General features: G+C 41.4%; 11 protein-coding genes. 10 read left to right on the top strand and 1 reads right to left on the bottom strand.

Annotated features, from left to right (window positions below):
- The first annotated feature begins 199 nt into the window (after positions 1-199).
- From BLS35_RS02730 to BLS35_RS02705, 6 genes are all read left to right on the top strand, one after another.
- Positions 200-2,914 (top strand): glycoside hydrolase family 78 protein, encoded by a 2,715-nt coding sequence (locus tag BLS35_RS02730; protein WP_090777555.1) that lies wholly within the window; start codon positions 200-202, stop codon positions 2,912-2,914.
- Positions 2,915-2,933: 19 nt separating this feature from the next.
- Entirely contained in the window at positions 2,934-5,963 is a 3,030-nt protein-coding gene (locus BLS35_RS02725) for a glycosyl hydrolase (RefSeq protein ID WP_090777554.1), read from the top strand.
- Between the two features lie 53 nt (positions 5,964-6,016).
- Positions 6,017-6,784 (top strand): TatD family hydrolase, encoded by a 768-nt coding sequence (locus tag BLS35_RS02720; RefSeq protein WP_090777553.1) that lies wholly within the window; start codon positions 6,017-6,019, stop codon positions 6,782-6,784.
- Positions 6,785-6,786: 2 nt separating this feature from the next.
- On the top strand, positions 6,787-7,803 hold the full coding sequence (locus BLS35_RS02715; protein WP_090777551.1) for an asparaginase: 1,017 nt from the start codon (positions 6,787-6,789) through the stop codon (positions 7,801-7,803).
- Positions 7,804-7,872: 69 nt separating this feature from the next.
- On the top strand, positions 7,873-9,288 hold the full coding sequence (locus BLS35_RS02710) for an MBL fold metallo-hydrolase (RefSeq protein WP_090777549.1): 1,416 nt from the start codon (positions 7,873-7,875) through the stop codon (positions 9,286-9,288).
- Between the two features lie 4 nt (positions 9,289-9,292).
- Positions 9,293-10,264, top strand: a complete 972-nt coding sequence (locus tag BLS35_RS02705) for a polyprenyl synthetase family protein (protein WP_090777547.1) — start codon at positions 9,293-9,295, stop codon at positions 10,262-10,264.
- Between the two features lie 12 nt (positions 10,265-10,276).
- On the opposite strand, the gene BLS35_RS02700 is transcribed toward BLS35_RS02705, so the two are convergent.
- Positions 10,277-11,041: a DeoR/GlpR family DNA-binding transcription regulator gene (locus BLS35_RS02700; RefSeq protein ID WP_090777545.1), complete on the bottom strand. Its 765-nt coding sequence runs from the start codon at positions 11,039-11,041 to the stop codon at positions 10,277-10,279.
- Between the two features lie 200 nt (positions 11,042-11,241).
- Here BLS35_RS02700 and BLS35_RS02695 point away from each other — a divergent pair, with 200 nt between their 5' ends.
- From BLS35_RS02695 to BLS35_RS02680, 4 genes are all read left to right on the top strand, one after another.
- A complete protein-coding gene (locus BLS35_RS02695; RefSeq protein WP_090778147.1) occupies positions 11,242-12,855 on the top strand; it encodes a glycerol-3-phosphate dehydrogenase/oxidase in 1,614 nt (537 codons plus the stop codon).
- A 122-nt stretch (positions 12,856-12,977) separates the two neighbouring features.
- Positions 12,978-16,223, top strand: a complete 3,246-nt coding sequence (locus tag BLS35_RS02690) for a SusC/RagA family TonB-linked outer membrane protein (protein WP_090777543.1) — start codon at positions 12,978-12,980, stop codon at positions 16,221-16,223.
- A gap of 11 nt (positions 16,224-16,234) precedes the next feature.
- A complete protein-coding gene (locus tag BLS35_RS02685) occupies positions 16,235-17,806 on the top strand; it encodes a SusD/RagB family nutrient-binding outer membrane lipoprotein (RefSeq protein ID WP_090777541.1) in 1,572 nt (523 codons plus the stop codon).
- Between the two features lie 27 nt (positions 17,807-17,833).
- Complete coding sequence (locus tag BLS35_RS02680; RefSeq protein ID WP_090777539.1) at positions 17,834-19,414, top strand: DUF5689 domain-containing protein; 1,581 nt, start codon at positions 17,834-17,836, stop codon at positions 19,412-19,414.
- The last annotated feature ends 97 nt before the right edge of the window (positions 19,415-19,511 follow it).

Raw genomic sequence — 19,511 nt, 5'->3', positions numbered from 1 at the left:
CCTTTTTTTATGATTTACTTCCCGGATTTGCTTCGTTTATAACAGGACAGTTCATGACAGTTTTGGTTTCAAAATGTTTTATTTTAGTGATGGATTGAAACTTTTTTGTGACTATTTGAAAGTTAATTAAACTTTATTAAATACTTAACATGAATGTTTTATCTTGCCACATAAATGAAACCAAATAAACCAATCTCAAATGAACAAACTGAGCGCATTAATCTTACTCATTTATTTTTCAGTCTCTGCACAGGCTCAAAAGCTCATTGCAGACCAATTAACCACCAACTATAAACATAATCCCATTGGGATAGATGCTGCACAGCTTCAGTTAAGCTGGAAGCTAAACTCGACAGAAAGAAACATCAGTCAAAAGGCTTACGAACTTCGAGTAGCCCTAACAGACAAAGATATTTTAAGCGGTAAAAACCTGATCTGGCAAACAGGTAAGGTAAATTCTGACCAATCTCTACATGTTACTTACAAAGGCTCCCCTTTAAAAGCCAAACAACGTTATTACTGGCAGGTTAAGGTTTGGGACAAGAACGGAAAGTCCTCAGATTGGAGTAACATCAATTTCTGGGAGACAGGGTTATTGTCGCCAGCCGACTGGTCTGCAAAATGGATACAGACCGCCAACGACACCGAAGGTAAGGTAGGGCCTGCCCCAATGTTTGGACGAGGCTTTGATATTGCCAAATCGGTTAAACAGGCCAGGTTGTACATCACTGCTCATGGCTTATATGAGGCCAAACTAAATGGACAAAGGGTAGGTGATCATTACTTTACACCTGGCTGGACCAGCTATCATAAACGCTTACAATATCAAACTTACGATGTTACCTCTATTCTAAAAATAGGTAAAAATGCGGCGCTGGTAACCATTGGTGACGGCTGGTATCGCGGAAACCTGGAGTTTAATAACAAGCGTAACCTGTACGGTAAAGAAGTGGGTTTATTATTTCAACTAGAAATTGAATATGCAGACGGGAAAAAGGAAACGATAAACTCTGATGATAACTGGACAGCTTCATTTAACGGTCCGGTAAAAGCATCTGATATTTATAATGGAGAGACCTATGATGCGAGATTGGAAAAGAATGCATCAGTACAGGATTTTATGTCTAAGGATTGGCAAAAAGTAAAAACAGTAGCTGTTAAACTGGATAATCTTGTAGCCCCGATAGGCCCAACCGTAGGTAAACACGAGCGCTTTGCTCCAGCTAAAGTGATCAAGACTCCGAAAGGTGAAACTGTAATAGATTTTGGCCAGAACCTGGTAGGCTGGGTGCAGTTAAAGATTAAAGGGAAAGCAGGTGATACGGTTACCCTGAACCATGCAGAGGTATTGGATAAAGAAGGGAATTTTTATACAGAGAACCTAAGAAAGGCGAAACAGGAAAATAAATATATATTGTCTGGCAGTAAGGTAGATGTACTGGAGCCTCATTTTACTTTCCAGGGCTTTAGGTATATTAAGCTAATGGGCTACGCTGGTAAATTGGATAGCAACACTGTAAATGCTATTGCCATTTATTCGAACATGACGCCAACGGGCAATTTCTCTACTTCTAACAAATTACTGAACCAGTTGCAAAGCAATATCCAATGGGGGCAAAAAGGAAACTTTGTAGATGTCCCTACCGATTGTCCACAACGTGATGAGCGCTTAGGCTGGACTGGTGATGCACAGGTATTCTTTAAAACAGCGGCTTACAATATGGATGTGGCAGGCTTTTTCGACAAGTGGTTGCATGATCTAAAAGTTGATCAGCACTCAACAGGGAATGTACCGGTAGTAATTCCCGATGTGCGTACCGTAAAAAATGCAGGTTCGGCAGGTTGGGGAGATGTGGCTACCATTATTCCTTGGGATTTTTACCAGGCTTATGGCGATAAGGACTTACTGGCTCGTCAGTACAGTAGCATGAAAGCATGGGTAGAGTATATTCGTAGCATCAGTAAAAACAACTTATGGAACAGCGGTCCGCATTATGGCGACTGGCTATTTTATACCATGGCAGATGATAGAGATGGTAAAGCTGCATTAACAGATAAATTTTTTATTGCACAGGCTTTTTATGCACACTCTACTCAGAACCTAATCAATGCGGCCAAAGTATTGGGAAATGAAGCAGATGTGAAAGCGTATACAGAATTGCTTAAAGTAATTAAAAAGGCTTTTATGGAAGAGTATGTAACGCCATCGGGCAGATTGGTATCCAGTTCACAAACGGCTTATGTATTGGCTTTAAATTTTGATCTGTTATCAGAAGATTTAAGGGCGCAAGCTGCAAAAAGGCTAGCGGATAATGTGGCTGCCTATGGCAATCATTTAACCACTGGATTTTTAGGTACACCTTACCTTTGCCATGTATTAACCCGCTTTGGTTATAATGATGTGGCCTATAAGTTGCTTTTGCAGGAAACTTATCCGTCGTGGTTGTATCCTGTTAAAAAAGGGGCAACAACGATATGGGAACGTTGGGATGGTATTAAACCCGATGGTTCTTTTCAGGCCACAAGCATGAACTCCTTTAACCATTATGCTTATGGGGCGATAGGCGATTGGATGTACCGCACTGTTGCAGGTATTAGTGAAGCTACGCCAGGTTATAAAGAAATAGTTGTTGCGCCGAAACCAGGTGGTGACCTTAAAAATGCGAGTGCAGAATTGGAAACCTTATATGGTAAGGTAAAATCTTCATGGACTATTGAAGGAGGCAAAACTAAATTGGAAGTAGTTGTTCCAGCTAATACAAGGGCAAAGATCATTTTGCCTGATACAGGAAATGCGACTGTAACAGAATCCAATAACGCAATAAATAAAGTTAAGGATTTAAGTAATGTTAAAAAGGTAGATAACAATACCGAAATGACAGTTGGATCTGGAATTTACCGTTTTGAGTATTAATCGCCATACATCCCCAGTAATGAAATTAGAAAGAAGAAACTTTATAAAGATAAGCTCCATTGCTACAGCAAATCTAACACTGTTGAGCCTTAATGGATTTGGCGCGATATTGAACAATGATTTAAGAGATAAGAATACTTCAATTGCTTTGGGCGATTTGGAGCAGAACTTTATAACTCCTCCTGATCAAAGTAAATCATCCTGCTATTGGTGGTGGTTTAACGGCTTGGTAGATAAGGAAGGGATTACCCGCGACATGGAAGAGTTTAGGGCAAAGGGAATGGGAGAGGTACTATTGGTGAACTCTGCAGGTGGATTAGGTGGTGTGCCTTTTCCGCAGGGAGCTAAGTTTATGTCGGAGGAGTGGAAAGAGCTGTATCGACATGCGATGAAGGAAGCTAAACGGATGAAAATCGATGTGGGCATCAACATGAGTTCGGGTTGGTGCATGGGAGGACCGTGGATTGAACCTGAAAACTCAGGTCGTTGGTACCTGCAGTCGGAACTGGCTTTAAGCGGTCCGCAGAAATTTTCTGGTGCTTTGCCTTTGCCGGGCAACAGAACGGGGTATGATAAGGTGTTTAACCCTCCCGGTTATAAGGAATACATTGATCTGCCATTAGAAAAACTGGATTACCGGGACACGGCTATAGTGGCCATTCCTGATCATGATAATCCCGCTAATCGCATTAGCGGAGAACGTGCCGCAGTTTTGGCGGCAAAGACAAACCACAAAGACCTGAGTAATTTTGCTAAAGCTGTGGATGTAATGGGGCCTGTAAAGCAGCCATGGGATAATGCAGCAACAGATCAACCCATTCCGGTACAACAGGTCATAGACCTTACGAATATGGTAAAGGACGGGTATCTGAATTGGGAAGTGCCTGCCGGTAAATGGAAAATTATCCGTACGGGGCACCGTATGACGGGGTCGAGATTGATGATTGCACAGCCTGAAGCAGATGGCCTATCGGTAGATTGGTTCGATCGTAAAGGTGTAGAGATACAGTTTGAAAAGCTGGGTAGAATGTTTATTGAAGAAGCTGCAAAAGTAGGCAACAAGCCTAAGTATTTTTGTGATGATAGCTTTGAAGATGGTTTTCCTAACTGGACGGCAAAGATAACCGAACATTTTAAGAAATACCGTGGTTATGACCCGACGCCTTACCTTCCGGCACTTTCGGGTTACCTGATTGGCAGTGCAGAAATATCAGATCGCTTTTTGCATGATTACAGGAAAACGTTGGGCGATTGTATGGCTGACGAACATTATAAACGTTTTGCTGAGCTTTGTCATGAAGCCGGTGTATTGGTTCAGAACGAATCGGCAGGGCCGAGTCGCTCGGGGACGATTTGTTTGGATGGTTTAAAAAATCTTGGCAGGAGTGATTTCCCTATGGGAGAGTTTTGGCTTGGCCCAAATCATGAAGATCCAAACACCTTGACGGATGATAAGGGCTATGGTGTATCGCGCTTAGACAATGGACAGAATAAGGTGACTAAAATGGTGGCTTCGGCATCTCATATTTACGGGAAGGAAACTGCTTCGGCAGAAGCTTTTACCACAATGAGGCATTGGCGGGATTCTCCGGCTTCCTTAAAGCAGGCGCTAGACCGTGCTTTTTGTGAGGGTATAAACCGTATTGCAATTCATACTTCTACATCTACCCGTCCGAAAGATGGAAAACCAGGCTATGAGTATGGTGCAGGCACGCACTTTAATCCGAATGTAACCTGGTGGGAGAAGTCAGGGCCATTCTTGTCGTACGTTGCCCGATCACAATATCTGTTGCGCAAAGGAAAGTTTGTGGCAGATGTGCTTTATTATAATGGCGACTGGGCACCAAATCTTGTTGAACAAAAACACATAGATCCGTTGTTGGGCAAAGGCTACGACTATGATGTATGCAATGAAGAGGTATTGCTTACTCGCCTAACGGTAAAAAATGGCAGGTTGACTTTGCCAGATGGAATGAGCTATCGTGTATTGGTATTACCGGATAGTAAAAGAATGCCTTTGGAGGTGCTGAATAAAATAAGCAATCTGGTGAAGGAAGGCGCTACGGTTATTGGCGACCGACCGGTAACGGATTCTGGGCTTAAGAATTATCCTGCCTGTGATAAGGATTTAACAAATGCCGTCAAACAACTTTGGGGAAAGGCTGATGAAAGCAAAATCAGAATTAACAACTATGGTAAAGGGCGGATTTTTGTTAAAGGCTCAATCAGAACGGTACTGCTGAATGATGGCGTAAAACCTGATTTTGAATACAGTGCTGAGCAGGGTGATTACATTGATTTTATACACCGTACTACGCCAGAGGCTGAGATTTATTTTATAGCCAACAGGAATGGTAAAACTGTGACGTCTAATTGTACTTTTAGGGTTAAAGGTCGTGTGCCGGAAATTTGGGATCCGGTTAAGGGCTCGCTTGTTAAGGCAGCTAGTTTCCGTAATGTTGATGGTAGGGTAGAGATTCCTTTGAAATTTGAGCCTTTCCAATCCTGGTTTGTTGTTTTTCCAAAAAGCCCTTCATCTGCCAAAACTGTGTCAAGCAATTACCCGGCATTAAAAACGGGAATGGAATTGAGCGGTGCGTGGAAGGTTGCCTTTGATACCCAATGGGGCGGTCCTGAGGTGGTAGAATTCGCCAGTCTGCAGGATTGGGCACAACATACCGACAAAAGGATTAAGTACTTTTCGGGAAAAGCCACCTATACCAAAACATTTAAATACAATGGGACAAAAGGCCAGTCAGTTTACCTGGATCTGGGAGTCGTAAAAAATATTGCAGAGGTAACATTGAATGGTAAAAACCTTGGCGTAGTCTGGACGGCGCCGTGGCATTTGGATATTTCATCAGCCTTAAAGGCAGGTGAAAATATCTTAAACATTGAAATCATTAACCTTTGGCCAAACCGATTGATTGGAGATGCGGCCCTGCCTGAGGCGCAGCGCATTACAAATACCAATATCGTTTTCAAAAAGGATGAACCTTTGTTGCCTTCAGGATTATTAGGTCCTGTGGTCATAAAAAGCACGGAATAAACTACCTTCTGTTTTTATTTGTTAAGCTCCGATGGTTTTTATTAACTTCGCCAATGCTTTTAACCGACACCCATACGCATTTGTATTACGAAACAGATGAGGAGAAATTAGATCAGCTGATGCAGCGTTGTTTTGACAATCAAATCGAACGCTTGTTTTTGCCTAACGTTGATGTTGCTTCTATCGCAAAAATTGATGCCCTGGTAAAGAAATATCCTAATAACTGTTTTGCAATGGCCGGCTTGCATCCTTGTGATGTGAAGGAGAATTATGAAGAGGTTTTAGATGAAATCTGCCAGAGTATGGTAGATAGAGATATTTATGCCATCGGAGAGATTGGTATAGATTTGCATTGGGATAAAAGCACACTCCCTTTTCAACAGGCTGCTTTTCGTGAGCAAATTAAATGGGCTAAAGATCTGGAACTGCCAATTGTGATTCATTGCAGAGAGGCTTTTGATGAGATATTCGAAATTTTAGAAGAAGAAAAGGCTGAGGACCTAAGGGGAATTTTACATTGTTTTACAGGAAATCTGGAGCAGGCCAATAAGGCTATTGAACTCGGTTTTTATTTGGGAATAGGTGGGGTTGTAACGTATAAAAATTCCGGTTTAGATGAGGTTTTAAAGCAAGTTCCTTTATCAAAATTGGTTTTAGAAACTGATTCTCCGTATCTGGCCCCTGTGCCTTACAGAGGTAAACCAAATGAAAGCAGCTACCTCATACACGTTGCGGAGAGACTGGCAGAAATATATGAAACCAGTGTAGAAGAAATAGCTGCTGTAACTACAGCAAATTCCATCAGCATTTTTAACATCTAATAATGACCAAGATACTCATCATATATACGGGCGGTACAATAGGTATGGTAAATGATACCGAAACCGGGACGCTGATTCCTTTTAATTTTAAGCAGATTCAGCAAAATGTGCCTGAACTGGCAAGATTGAATTATGAGCTTGAAATCCATTCTTTTGATCCGATTATGGATTCGTCAAATATGCATCCTGACATTTGGGCGGAGTTGGCAAAGCTGATTTTTACCAGGTATGATGAGTTTGATGGCTTTGTAATTCTGCATGGTTCGGATACAATGGCTTATACCGCTTCGGCATTGAGCTTTATGTTGCAGAACCTGAGTAAACCGGTTATACTTACCGGTTCGCAGCTTCCGATTGGTCAGATCAGGACTGATGCGAAAGAGAATCTGATTACTGCGCTTGAGATTGCGGCAATGAAAGAGCATGGGAGAGCTAAAGTTCCGGAAGTTTGTATCTATTTCGATTCGCAGCTGTTTCGCGGCAATCGTTCCATTAAGTACAATTCGGAGAAATTTGAGGCGTTTCGCTCTCCGAACTACCCTATACTTGCTGAAGCTGGGGTTCATTTAAATTTCTTTAATAATTATATTCTGCCTCCACCTCAAAAGGAATTGCAGGTGTTACTAGATTTTAATTCGAACATTGGGGTATTGAAAATGTATCCTGGTATTTCGCAGCAAGCGGTAATGGCGATTACACATTCGCCTGTAGATGCCATCGTTTTAGAAACTTTTGGTTCTGGAAATACAACTACTGCCGAATGGTTTATCAATTGCTTGAAAGAAGCGATAGCGAACGGCAAAATTATAGTCGACATTTCTCAATGTCAGCGCGGTTCCGTAGAGCTTGGCAAATATGAAACCAGTAAACAACTTCAGGAAATGGGTGTGGTAAGTGGTTATGACATGACTTTCGAAGCTACCATCACTAAATTGATGTACCTGATGGCACAAGGACACAGTTATGCAGAAGTCGTAAAATTGATGGAGCAATCGCTTCGTGGAGAATTGACGGCTTAAAGTAAAAATTTGTGTTAGTTTTTAGCGCGGGAATTATAATCTTAAATTTGTAGTTAAATAAAGAAGGCAATGAAGATAGAGCAGATTTATACGGGGTGTTTAGCAGAAGCGGCTTATTATATTGAGAGTAACGGAGAGGCGGCAATTATTGATCCTTTGCGTGAGGTAGCACCTTATCTTAAGAAAGCTAAGAAGGACAATGCTGTAATCAAGTATATTTTTGAAACCCATTTTCATGCCGATTTTGTTTCAGGTCATATCGACTTGGCCGAGAAATCGGGTGCTGAAATTGTATATGGTCCTACGGCTAAAACCTCTTTTCAATCGCATATCGCGGTAGATGGGGAACAGTTTAAAATAGGTGAGTTGACGATCACCGCATTGCATACTCCGGGACATACACCTGAATCAACGACTTATTTGCTGACAGATAAGGATGGTAAGCCATATTGCATTTTTACCGGTGACACCCTATTTATTGGTGATGTAGGTAGACCTGATCTTGCACAGCAGGGAGACTTGACGATGGAAGATATGGCTAGTACTTTGTACGATTCTTTACAAAATAAAATATTAACGCTTCCTGATGATGTACTGGTTTATCCTGCTCATGGTGCAGGTTCTGCTTGTGGTAAGAGCATGAGTAAGGAGACCTTTGATACCTTAGGTCACCAGAAGGAAGTGAATTATGCACTTAAAGCAACTTCGAAAGCGCAGTTTGTAAAAGAGGTTACGGATGGTATTTTGCCGCCGCCCCAGTATTTTGCTAAAAATGCCGCCATGAATAAAAATGGCTATGAAAGCTTTGACGATGTTTATGAAAAAGGACTAAAGCCTTTGAGTCCGGATGAGTTTGAAACAATGGCGAATTTATCGGGAGCAACAATTCTGGATACCAGAGATCCACAAGTATTTGCGAAAGGTTTTGTTCCTTCTGCTGTAAATATCGGTTTGAATGGTCAGTTTGCCCCTTGGGTTGGTGCTTTGATTACCGATTTAAAGCATCCTTTATTGCTGGTTGTTGAAGCTGGTAAAGAGGAAGAAACGATTACACGTTTAGCGAGGGTGGGATACGACAATACGATTGGTTATTTAGAAGGTGGTATTGCTGCATGGGAACAGGCTGGTAAGGATGTAGATACAATTAAATCAATCTCAGCAGAAGAATTTGAACGTATAGCCAATGTGGATGCATCCATCAAGGTGCTTGATGTGAGAAAGCCAGGAGAATATGAATCGGAGCATTTGGAAATGACCATGACTCGTCCTTTGGATTATATCAACGATTGGACTCCGGAAATTGACCACAACGATACTTATTATGTGCATTGCGCAGGTGGGTATCGATCTATGATTGCTTCCTCTATTCTTAAAGCAAGGGGCGTTGAGCAGGTAATAGATATTGCTGGTGGTTATGGCGCCATTAAAAACACAGGTTTAAAGCGTACTGATTTTGCCTGCCCCTCAAAAGCCATGAACGCCTAGTAAGATGCCTGGAATAAATCAGATAAAACTACCGATAGCCGCAGACATAGCTGCCTTTGAAGAAAAGTTCAAGGCGTCAATGCATAGTGATGCACCATTACTTGATCGCATAACCCATTATATTGTAAAACGTAAGGGTAAGCAAATCAGACCGATGTTTGTTTTTTTTGCTGCAAAACTTTGTGGTGGAATCATAGAATCAACCCATAGAGGGGCGGCTCTAGTAGAGCTGTTGCATACGGCTACGCTTGTACACGATGATGTGGTTGATAATGCTTACGAACGTAGGGGGTTCTTTTCGATTAATGCCTTATGGAAAAATAAGATTGCAGTTTTAGTCGGCGATTATTTGCTGGCTAAGGGCTTGTTGCTTTCTGTAAACAATGGAGAGTTTCGCTTATTGCAGATTGTTTCCGAGGCAGTGAAACAGATGAGTGAAGGGGAATTGCTGCAGATTGAGAAAGTGAGAAGGATGGATATCAGCGAAGCACTTTATTTTGATGTCATCAGACAAAAAACAGCTTCTCTTATTGCCTCTTGTTGTGCTTGTGGTGCCGCTTCGGCAGGTGCTGATGATGAGACGATAGAGAAAATGAGGTTATTCGGCGAAAAGGTGGGGATTGCTTTCCAGATTAAGGATGATACTTTTGATTTTGGAACTGATGATGTTGGTAAACCGCTTGGTATTGATATCAAAGAAAAGAAGGTTACTCTTCCACTGATTTATGCGCTAAACCGTGCTGACAAGGCAGAGAAGAAAAGAATCATTAGCCTGGTGAAAAATCATCAGGATGAGCCGGCTAAGATACAGGAGATCATCGACTTTGTGAACGCCAAAGATGGGGTGCATTATGCCAATGAGAAAATGATCCAGTATCAGCAGGAAGCTTTTGATATTCTATACAGTTTTGCACCTTGCGATGCAAGAACGGGCTTAGAACAATTGGTTCGGTATACTACCGAACGCAAGAAATAAGGCTATATTGGCTTAAACAATAGAAACTTTAATCCCCAGACTTTCCAGTCCTTTTTTGGTTTGTTCAGAAATGCCACTGTCGGTAATGATATGGTCTACTTCTTCTATTCCACATATTCTTCCGAAGCCTCGTTTTCCAAATTTGGTAGAATCTGCCAGTACAATTATTTTCTGAGACGATTCAATCATCTGTCTGTTTAAGTGTGCCTCTGATGCATTGGTGGTAGTTAGCCCAAATTCCAGATCTATTCCATCTACACCAAGGTATAATTTGCTACAGAAAACGCTGCTTAAAACATTGTCCGAATAGGGTCCGGCAACAGAAGATGAGCTTTTTCTTAATAGTCCACCAAGCTGAATGATTTCGATGTCGTTATGGTGCAGTAATTCAAGCGCAACGTTTAATGCTGCGGTAATTACAGTTAAGCTGCCTTTTGGCTTAATGCAGCGCGCCATAGCTAATACAGTTGTTCCAGAGGCAATAATGATGGAATCGTTGTCTTCAATAAGATCTGCAGCTAAAGCGCCAATTCTTATCTTTTCTGTCGATTGCAAATGTTCCTTTTCATTTACAGGTCTATCAACTGTATAAGGGTTGTTTAATGTTGCCCCGCCGTGAGTTCTGTATAGCAGGTTTTTATCTTCGAGTAGTTTCAAGTCCTTGCGTATCGTTACGGACGAAACGTCTAATGATTTGCACAGCGATTGCACGTCTATGGAACCTTCTGTTTGGATTTTATTTAAAATATATTGGTGTCTTTCGGCTATGGTGATCATTTATCTATATGTAAAGCAGTAGTAATATAAACATAATTTTTAATTGCAATATTAATTAATGCACAAACTTAACGGTAAAAAATAAATATGGCAATTTGTTTTTAATAATAAAAATCTTTGTTTAGTTTCGTTTAGTTGTATTTTTTTTGATAAACGAAAGTTTACGAAATGTTATTATTTTAAAATTGGAAAAAAACGAAATGTTGTTTAGTCGGGAATCATTCATAGCGCAAGTAGAAGCAAAAAATAATTGGGATGTTATCATTATTGGTGGTGGGGCGACTGGATTGGGGACTGCGGTGGATGCGGCAAGTAGAGGTTATAGTACGCTATTGCTGGAGCAGTCTGATTTTGCAAAAGGAACATCGAGCAGAAGTACCAAGCTGGTTCATGGTGGTGTTCGTTATTTGGCGCAAGGTGATGTTGCCTTAGTGTATGAAGCCTTACATGAACGCGGGCTTTTGTTAAAAAATGCGCCGCACCTGGTTAAAGATCAAGATTTCATTATACCCCTGTATTCCTGGTTATCTAAATATAAATATCTTATCGGACTAAAGCTTTATGATTTACTGGCTGGAAAGAGCGGTTTCAAAAAGTCGACTTTTTTATCAGCAGAGAAAGTATTAAAAGCTATCCCGGGATTAAAACCTGATGGCTTGATTGGTGGGGTGAGCTATAGTGATGGGCAGTTTGATGACGCCCGATTGGCATTGAATTTAGCGCAGACAGCTGTCGAGTATGGTGGGGTCTTATTGAATTATACTAAGGTTACTGGTTTAACAAAGGCCAACGGAAATATCAATGGCGTAAGCTTTACAGACACTGAGACCAATAAAAACTATACATTAAACGCAAAGGTGGTTATTAACGCCACTGGTGTTTTTGTAGATGAGATCTTAAAGATGGATGTTCCATCGGGAAGAGCAATCGTTCGGCCAAGTCAAGGTGCGCATGTGGTCCTTGATGCTTCCTTTTTAAAAGGGAATAGTGCATTGATGATCCCTAAAACTCCAGATGGAAGGGTATTGTTCGCTGTACCATGGCATGGAAAAGTATTGGTGGGCACAACTGATACCCCTTTAGATGAACATAGTTTGGAACCAAAGCCACTGGAAGAAGAGATTGAATTTATATTAACTACTGCAGGGAAATACCTTACAAAAGAACCTGGCAGAAATGATGTGTTGGCTGCGTTTGCTGGTTTAAGGCCATTGGCAGCGCCAGGTAAGGATACCAACAGTACTAAAGAAATTTCTAGAAGTCATAAGTTGATTATTAGTAAGTCGGGCTTGATTACCATTACGGGTGGCAAATGGACAACTTACCGCAGAATGGCTATGGATGTTGTTGATAAAGCAATTGAATTAGGGAAGCTGGCTGCAAAGAAATGCATTACACAAGATGTTAAAATACATGGATACCTTGCTGAGATGGGGACTGGAGATCTCGAATTGTATGGCGCCGATGCTGAAGGTATTCTCGCTTTAATGAAAGTAGAACCGAAACTAAGCGAAGCCTTAAATCCTGATTTTAAATATGTGAAAGCGGAAGTGGTTTGGATGGTTCGAAATGAAATGGCACGTACCATTGAGGATGTGCTTTCACGCAGGATGCGTTTGTTATTTCTGGATGCAAGAGGGGCATTGTTGCTTGCTCCGGCTGTGGCTAGTATAATGGCCGAAGAGTTGGTTAAGGATGAACGATGGATAAACGAGCAGGTTGAAAGCTTTACCACGCTTGTTAGGCAGTACTTATTATATCCGTTACCAATGAAAGGAGATGGGGGTGAAGCCCGGGTAAAGGCTATAGCCTAATTTAATTAAGACTTAACATTAATTTAAAATTGCAACCTTGATATTTGCAGCGAATTAAAGTTAGGCGAAATGAAACGAAACATTGCAAAACAAAAAGAACTAACCAAATAATTAGATGCATTATGATTAGAAATTCTACAAACTACATGCAGTTTAAAAAACCATTTAAATACCTTGCTTTTGCATGGATAGTGGTTTTTATGCAATTGCCCCAGTTACTGCTTGCCGAAACGGGTCCAGTACCTGTTTATCTGGCCAGACAGGAAACGGTCACAGTAAAAGGAACGGTTAAAGATGGTGGTGATGGACAATCGCTACCTGGTGTGACCATTTCCGATAGTCAAAGAAAAGTTTTGGGTGTAACTGATGGTAACGGCTCATTCACTGTGAAAGCGGTAAAAGGAACTGAGCTTTCTTTTAACATGATTGGTTATGCGGTTGCTAAACGTATGGTTACCGGGGCAACCAATACGATGACAGTTACGTTGAACAGTTCAAGTTCAGATCTTAATGAGGTTGTCGTTACGGCCCTAGGTATTAAGCGTGAGGAAAAGTCATTGGGATATGCCATTACTAAGGTCGACAGTACACAGTTAACCAATGCGATTTCAAGTAACTGGACAGACGCGTTGTCTGGAAAAGTTGCCGGTTTAAATTTGGTGCGTAATAGCGGCCCTGCAGCTTCAAACAAAATCATCCTGCGTGGTGAGAATAATCTTACAGGTGACAATGAGGCGCTGATCGTAATTGATGGAGTGGTTGCCAGCAGCAGCTCCAGGCGAACTGCAGCAACAGGTGGTGGTGTTTATGGAACATCTGGAGATATTATGCCAGTGGACTTTGGTAGTGGCTTAAACGACTTGAACCCTGATGATATAGAAAATGTTGTTGTATTAAAAGGTCCTGCAGCTTCGGCGCTGTACGGACAAAGAGGTGCCAATGGAGCAGTAATCATCACGACAAAATCGGCTACTAAAAATAGAAAAACGATGGGGATCAGCTTTACTTCGAACAGTGCCTGGGAAGACATTAACCGTGGCCCTGCAAGACAGAATGAATTTGGACAAGGTACGGATGGTACGACTAGCTATCAGTTTGGGACAGGAAGTACCAGCTCCAGTTATGGCCCTGCGTTCTCAGAGAATTACATGTTTTATCAATACGATCCTGCGACTAAAACAAAAGGCCTGACCAAAACGCCATGGGTTGGTTATGGAGATCCGGTGGATAATTTTTTCGTTACAGGTTTTGAATCAACTCATTCTGTGAGTTTAGATGGTACTTTTAAAAACGTTGGACTACGTTTGTCAGCCAACCATAGCGACAATGAATGGATCGTACCGAATACAGGTCTGGACAGAACGAATGTTGCATTGAATGCCAATGCCAATATAACCAAAAAGTTAAGTATCAATTTTAAAGCTCAATATAGCAACAGGCACAGTGATAATTTACCAGCGACAGGTTATGGTAATCAGTCATTGATGTATTGGTTTATTTTTGCGCAGCCAAATATCAATACCGAGTGGTATAAGGATTATTGGGCCCCTGGTAAGGAACAGCAGCAATTTGTTAACCTGACTACCTCGTTTCCCGAAGGCCCTTATGCAATATCTGAGCAGTATCTGAATGGGCAAAGACGTAACGGCTGGTTAGGTAACATACAAGCCAACTATAAATTTTCAAAGGAGTTAAGCTTGATGGTACGTGCGTCAGGTGATTATAATAAAGATACCCGGGAAACTAAGCGTCCATGGGATACTTCTTCAGGTGGGATGTTTGCACAAGGTTCATTCCGTGTAGCAGATATTAAATCTTACGAGATTAATGCTGACTTTATGCTGAAATATGACAAGAAGATCAATAACGATCTTCAAATTACGGCGAGTGTTGGGGGTAGTCAAATGCGTAACGAATATCGCAAATTAGAAAAACGTGCTGATGGGCTTAAAGTCCCTGGCGATTACAGGTTGGATAACAGTATCAATCCTTTGGTGTATGTTCCCGATACAGCACGTTACAGAATAAACAGCTTTTACGCAACAAGTTCTTTATCTTATAAAAACTATTTGTTTTTGGATTTAACTGCCCGCCAGGATTGGAACAGTACATTGGCTACTTTGACAAGAAAAGATAATGTTGGTTTTTTCTATCCATCGGCGAGTCTGGCTTTTGTAGCTTCAGATTTATGGAAGTTCCCGAAAGCAGTAAACTTTGCTAAATTCAGAGCATCGATTGCACAGGTAGGTAGTGGTAGTACTGTACCTTATCGTACTGCTTATAACTATTTAATTGCAGCAAATGGGGTGTATCCTGATAGTGCGATGACCAATCCCACTATTTTGCCAAATCCAAACCTGAAGCCGCTGATCACTACAACAGTTGAGTTAGGTTTAGATGTGAAATTGTTTAAAAGCCGCTTAAATTTTGATTTGGCTGTGTATGCCGGTAATACAAAGAACCAGATACTTAGCCGTATCATCGATCGGGCGAGCGGTTATAATGTGGGTGTCTTCAATGTGGGCCGTGTAGACAATAAAGGTATCGAGCTGGCTGTGAACGGTACTCCTATAAAGTCGAAGAATTTTAGTTGGACTGTCAACGGTACATTTAGTGCCAACCGAAATAAAATAAAAGAACTTGCTGATAGTGCTGTAGTACTGCGTACAGGTGGGTTTGGTAACTCAGGACAGATTGTAGCTATGGTAGGCGGAAGTATGGGCGATTTGTACGGAACAGGTTTTCTCCGTTCTCCTGACGGACAGATTATCTTTGATAAGACTACGGGGTTTGCCAAACCCAATGCCAATATTGAGTACTTGGGGAACACTTTACCTAAATTTAGATTTAGCTTTGGTACAGGGGTTACTTATAAGCAGTTGAGCATGAGTGTTTTGTTTGACGCTCAGTTGGGTGCAGTAGGTCATTCATTTACTTTTTCCAGAATGACATCCATGGGTAAATCTACAGCATCACTGCCAGGCCGGTATAATGGCATTGTTGGTAATGGTGTAATAGATAATGGTGACGGCACGTATCGTCCAAATGATGTAATCGCTACGGATATCGAAGGTTACTATAACTCCCTATATTACAATCAGGCAGAAGGAGGTATTTTCCGTACTGACTATTTAAAATTCAGAGAGGCTAACCTTACTTATGCTTTTAATAAAAGATTTATACAGGGCATGGGTATTAGTAAATTAACGTTAGGCGTTTATGGGCGTAATTTGTTTATATGGTCGCCTTGGCCGGCATTCGATCCTGAATTTGGAACGCTAGCAGGATCTGATATCCAGCAAGGTTTTGAGACTGGGCAGCTGCCTTCTACCAGAACTTATGGTGTGCGTTTAGTGATGGGCATTTAATTATCATAGAGATGAAAAAGAATAAAAATACGATCGTATATATACTTTTAGCAGGATTGGGCTTCTCAACTTTATCTTGTACGAAAGATTTTAATGAAATAAATACAGACCCGCTGGGCAAAGGCGCGGTGGAGGCGCACCAGTTGATGGCACCTACAATGGTGAGTTTAATGTCAACCAATATGTTGCGCAACCGTAACTTTAATAATGAATTGATGCAGGTAACTGTAGATCTTGGGGATTCAGAAGGTAAGATTTTTAGGTATGATATCAGGAACAACGTAGCTGATAATACCTGGAATAGCTGGTATGTGAATTTAACCAACATCAAAGATATGCAGACGATAGCGAGCCAGCCTGAAAAATTGAATAAGTCATATCAGGGCATATCACTCATTATTCAGTCATGGATATATTCGTTGCTGACAGATACTTATGGTGATGTGCCTTATTCGGAAGCTAACGCTGGACGCGAAGGTAATTATCAGCCGGTGTTTGATAAGCAAAAGGACATATACTTAGGTATGTTCGATAAACTGGAACAGGCAAATAATTTGCTTAAAGATGGGACTGCTATTGTTGGAACAAGTGATGCGATATTCAATGGTGATGTAGCAAAATGGCGTCGATTGGGCAACTCATTATATTTGAGATTATTGCTTCGCGTTTCGGGTAAATCCGAAGTCTCATCAACAGTTATTGCGAAAATAAAAGAAATGATTGATACCAACCCTGGTAATTATCCGGTGATGCAAAACAATCAGCATACGGCTAAATTGTTATGGACCGGTTCAAATATCAGTACACAACTATACACATCTCCATTTATGGCTAGTGTACGTGCTAATGACTTTTATGTCCCGGCCTTAGGAGAATTCTTCATTGACAATCTGGTTAGCTGGAGTGATCCTCGTATTCTTCCGTCATTTGGTTTGAGTGGAACTAATAGGTTTGGAATCAAACCGGGCCCAGGTGGTTTTGCGGGGGTATCCAGTGGTTATAACCCGGGTAGCGAGCCAGCCAAACAATCCCAATTTTATTCATCGAGCGATAACGTGGCCATTAATCTGCAAACAGACAGGTATACCGGTATCATTATGAATTGTGCGGAAGTTGACTTCATTTTGGCTGAAGCAGCGGCTAAAGGATGGATTAATGGGGATGCTGGAGCCTATTACTATAAGGGGATTGCTGATGCCATCAATTATTGGCTGCCTAATGTCATGCCAGGAGGAGCTACTGATCCGGCAGTTCTTGCCTATGTAGACGCTGCCGATATCGAGTGGAGTAATTCTGCTCCTCTGGAAAGTGTAGATGCCAACACAACAAGTAAAATGTCACTGATACATAAGCAGAAATACTATGCTTTGTTTCTGGTCGATTTTCAACAATGGTTTGAGTACCGCCGTACTTCATACCCAATATTACCAAAGGGGCCTGGTTTGCTTAATGACAAGGTGATGCCTGCTCGGTTAAATTATCCAACAATTACGCAATCAACCAATCCAACAAACTATAAAAATGCAGTAGCAGGTCAAGGACCAGATAATATTAAAACACAGGTTTGGTGGCAAAAGCCTTAATTTTTTTGAAAAATGAATAACATAGTTATGAAAAAGATACTAAAAAAATGGTTCATCCTTGCGGCACTTTTTTCTGTGTGTTTAGGATGTAAACGTGACAGTGACTATATTTCAGGTACACCCAGCCAGTTCATCTCAAATTTTGATTTGCGTAAACTTTACAGGGGCGAAGACCTGAAACTCACTGTCGAAAACATGAGAGGGGCCAGCCAGGTGACTGGGCAGGTCGTTTCAGATCACTCGGGCAATAACTTGCCCGAGGGCCTGCTTCTTATTCAAAATAAAAGGATAGTGGGGAATGCCATCGACTCCATTCGGGGTATAGCAGTTTATATTGGGGCAGCTGCAAAAAATTATGTGCCTGGAGATTCTGTACATGTGAAAATTGAAGGAGGTATATTAAAAAGGGTAGATGGTATTCTGGAGATTACTGGTAAGGCCGCAACTGATGTAATTAAGGTTGCTTCAGGCAGGCCTTTGATGATAAGAAGAGCATTTGCAAATTTGATCCTAAGCCAGCCGGAACTGTATGAGTCTACATTTGTAAATCTTTGGAAAGGTACTTTTAATCCTAGCCTGGCGCCGACGGAGAAATTTGCCGGTGATAAGACCTTAAACGACGGAACAGCAGACGTTATTCTTCACACTGAAGCAAATGCGACTTTCGCAAATCTCCTTCCACCCTATATGGCTGACTATAGAGGAACTGTGTTGACTGTTATCGAAAATGGAAAATTGGTGCCTCAGTATCGCTTGCGTACGGCCAATGACATTTTTACCCTAAGTGCAACTGCAGATGTTCCTGAAGTCATCATTACAGGATTTATTAGCGATCCGGAAGGCTCCGATACCAACGCAGAGTATATCCAATGTAGGGCGACAACAAATATCAATTTCGCAACCACCAAGTTTACAATTGTTACAACAAATAATGCCACTGCATCAGCTCCGGCTGGCGCTCCAATTGACGGCTGGGCGACAGGACAGGTGAGGACTTATAAGTTAGAACTGACTTCAGGAACTGTATCCAAGGGAGAAATCTTCTATGTCGGGGCTTCCAATAAGCTGATAAATGGTCCTTCCTCGACATCGATCGCATCTGCAAAGTGGATCAGGTCTGCAGCTTATAACACCGCCAGTCCGTTTTTCAATTCAACAAATACCACAAGGGGTAACTCTACAACCAACCTGTTGGCTAATAGTGGTAATGCTTTTGGAATGGCGGTTTTTCGTGGCATATCTATAGATAAGAACACAGTTCCTATTGATGTAGTGTTTGTACACAACGGGGGTAGTTTATATGATGCTAAAAATGGTTTAGGCTACAGGATTGGAAATACAGATGTCTATGATGTAATTGATCACAACAGCAATAACCCGACGCCGTTTTTTCTGTCAGGATCGAATACACAACGATTCGCCTATCAGCCTAACGCAGGTGCTGCTGATGGTTCAGGTCAGGGTTATTTCTTTGCATTAGGTGGTGCCTTCAATCTGACTTTAGGTAAGTGGACGAAAGCAAGGAATAATGTTCATATCAAATTGACAAAGACTTCGATTATCGATGAAATCCAGACCACAAATGCCACAGAGATGATTGGGTTGTAGGTATTCATAAATATACATTGAAACCAACGTAAGTCCCATTTCAGGGCTTACGTTGGTTACTCTAAAAAATTATAAAGACAGGGGGGAGTATAGTAGT

The organism is Pedobacter sp. ok626, assembly GCF_900100435.1.
Lineage (GTDB): Bacteria > Bacteroidota > Bacteroidia > Sphingobacteriales > Sphingobacteriaceae > Pedobacter.
The sequence above is the reverse complement of the archived record's forward strand: the minus strand, read 5'-3'. Positions and strand labels throughout refer to the sequence as shown.

Bases quoted from the DNA above. Each gene is read 5' to 3' on its own strand.
- BLS35_RS02730 (WP_090777555.1), top strand. From the start codon at position 200: ATGAACAAACTGAGCGCATTAATCTTACTCATTTATTTTTCAGTCTCT.
- BLS35_RS02725 (WP_090777554.1), top strand. From the start codon at position 2,934: ATGAAATTAGAAAGAAGAAACTTTATAAAGATAAGCTCCATTGCTACA.
- BLS35_RS02720 (WP_090777553.1), top strand. From the start codon at position 6,017: ATGCTTTTAACCGACACCCATACGCATTTGTATTACGAAACAGATGAG.
- BLS35_RS02715 (WP_090777551.1), top strand. From the start codon at position 6,787: ATGACCAAGATACTCATCATATATACGGGCGGTACAATAGGTATGGTA.
- BLS35_RS02710 (WP_090777549.1), top strand. From the start codon at position 7,873: ATGAAGATAGAGCAGATTTATACGGGGTGTTTAGCAGAAGCGGCTTAT.
- BLS35_RS02705 (WP_090777547.1), top strand. From the start codon at position 9,293: ATGCCTGGAATAAATCAGATAAAACTACCGATAGCCGCAGACATAGCT.
- BLS35_RS02700 (WP_090777545.1), bottom strand. From the start codon at position 11,041: ATGATCACCATAGCCGAAAGACACCAATATATTTTAAATAAAATCCAA.
- BLS35_RS02695 (WP_090778147.1), top strand. From the start codon at position 11,242: ATGTTGTTTAGTCGGGAATCATTCATAGCGCAAGTAGAAGCAAAAAAT.
- BLS35_RS02690 (WP_090777543.1), top strand. From the start codon at position 12,978: ATGATTAGAAATTCTACAAACTACATGCAGTTTAAAAAACCATTTAAA.
- BLS35_RS02685 (WP_090777541.1), top strand. From the start codon at position 16,235: ATGAAAAAGAATAAAAATACGATCGTATATATACTTTTAGCAGGATTG.
- BLS35_RS02680 (WP_090777539.1), top strand. From the start codon at position 17,834: ATGAAAAAGATACTAAAAAAATGGTTCATCCTTGCGGCACTTTTTTCT.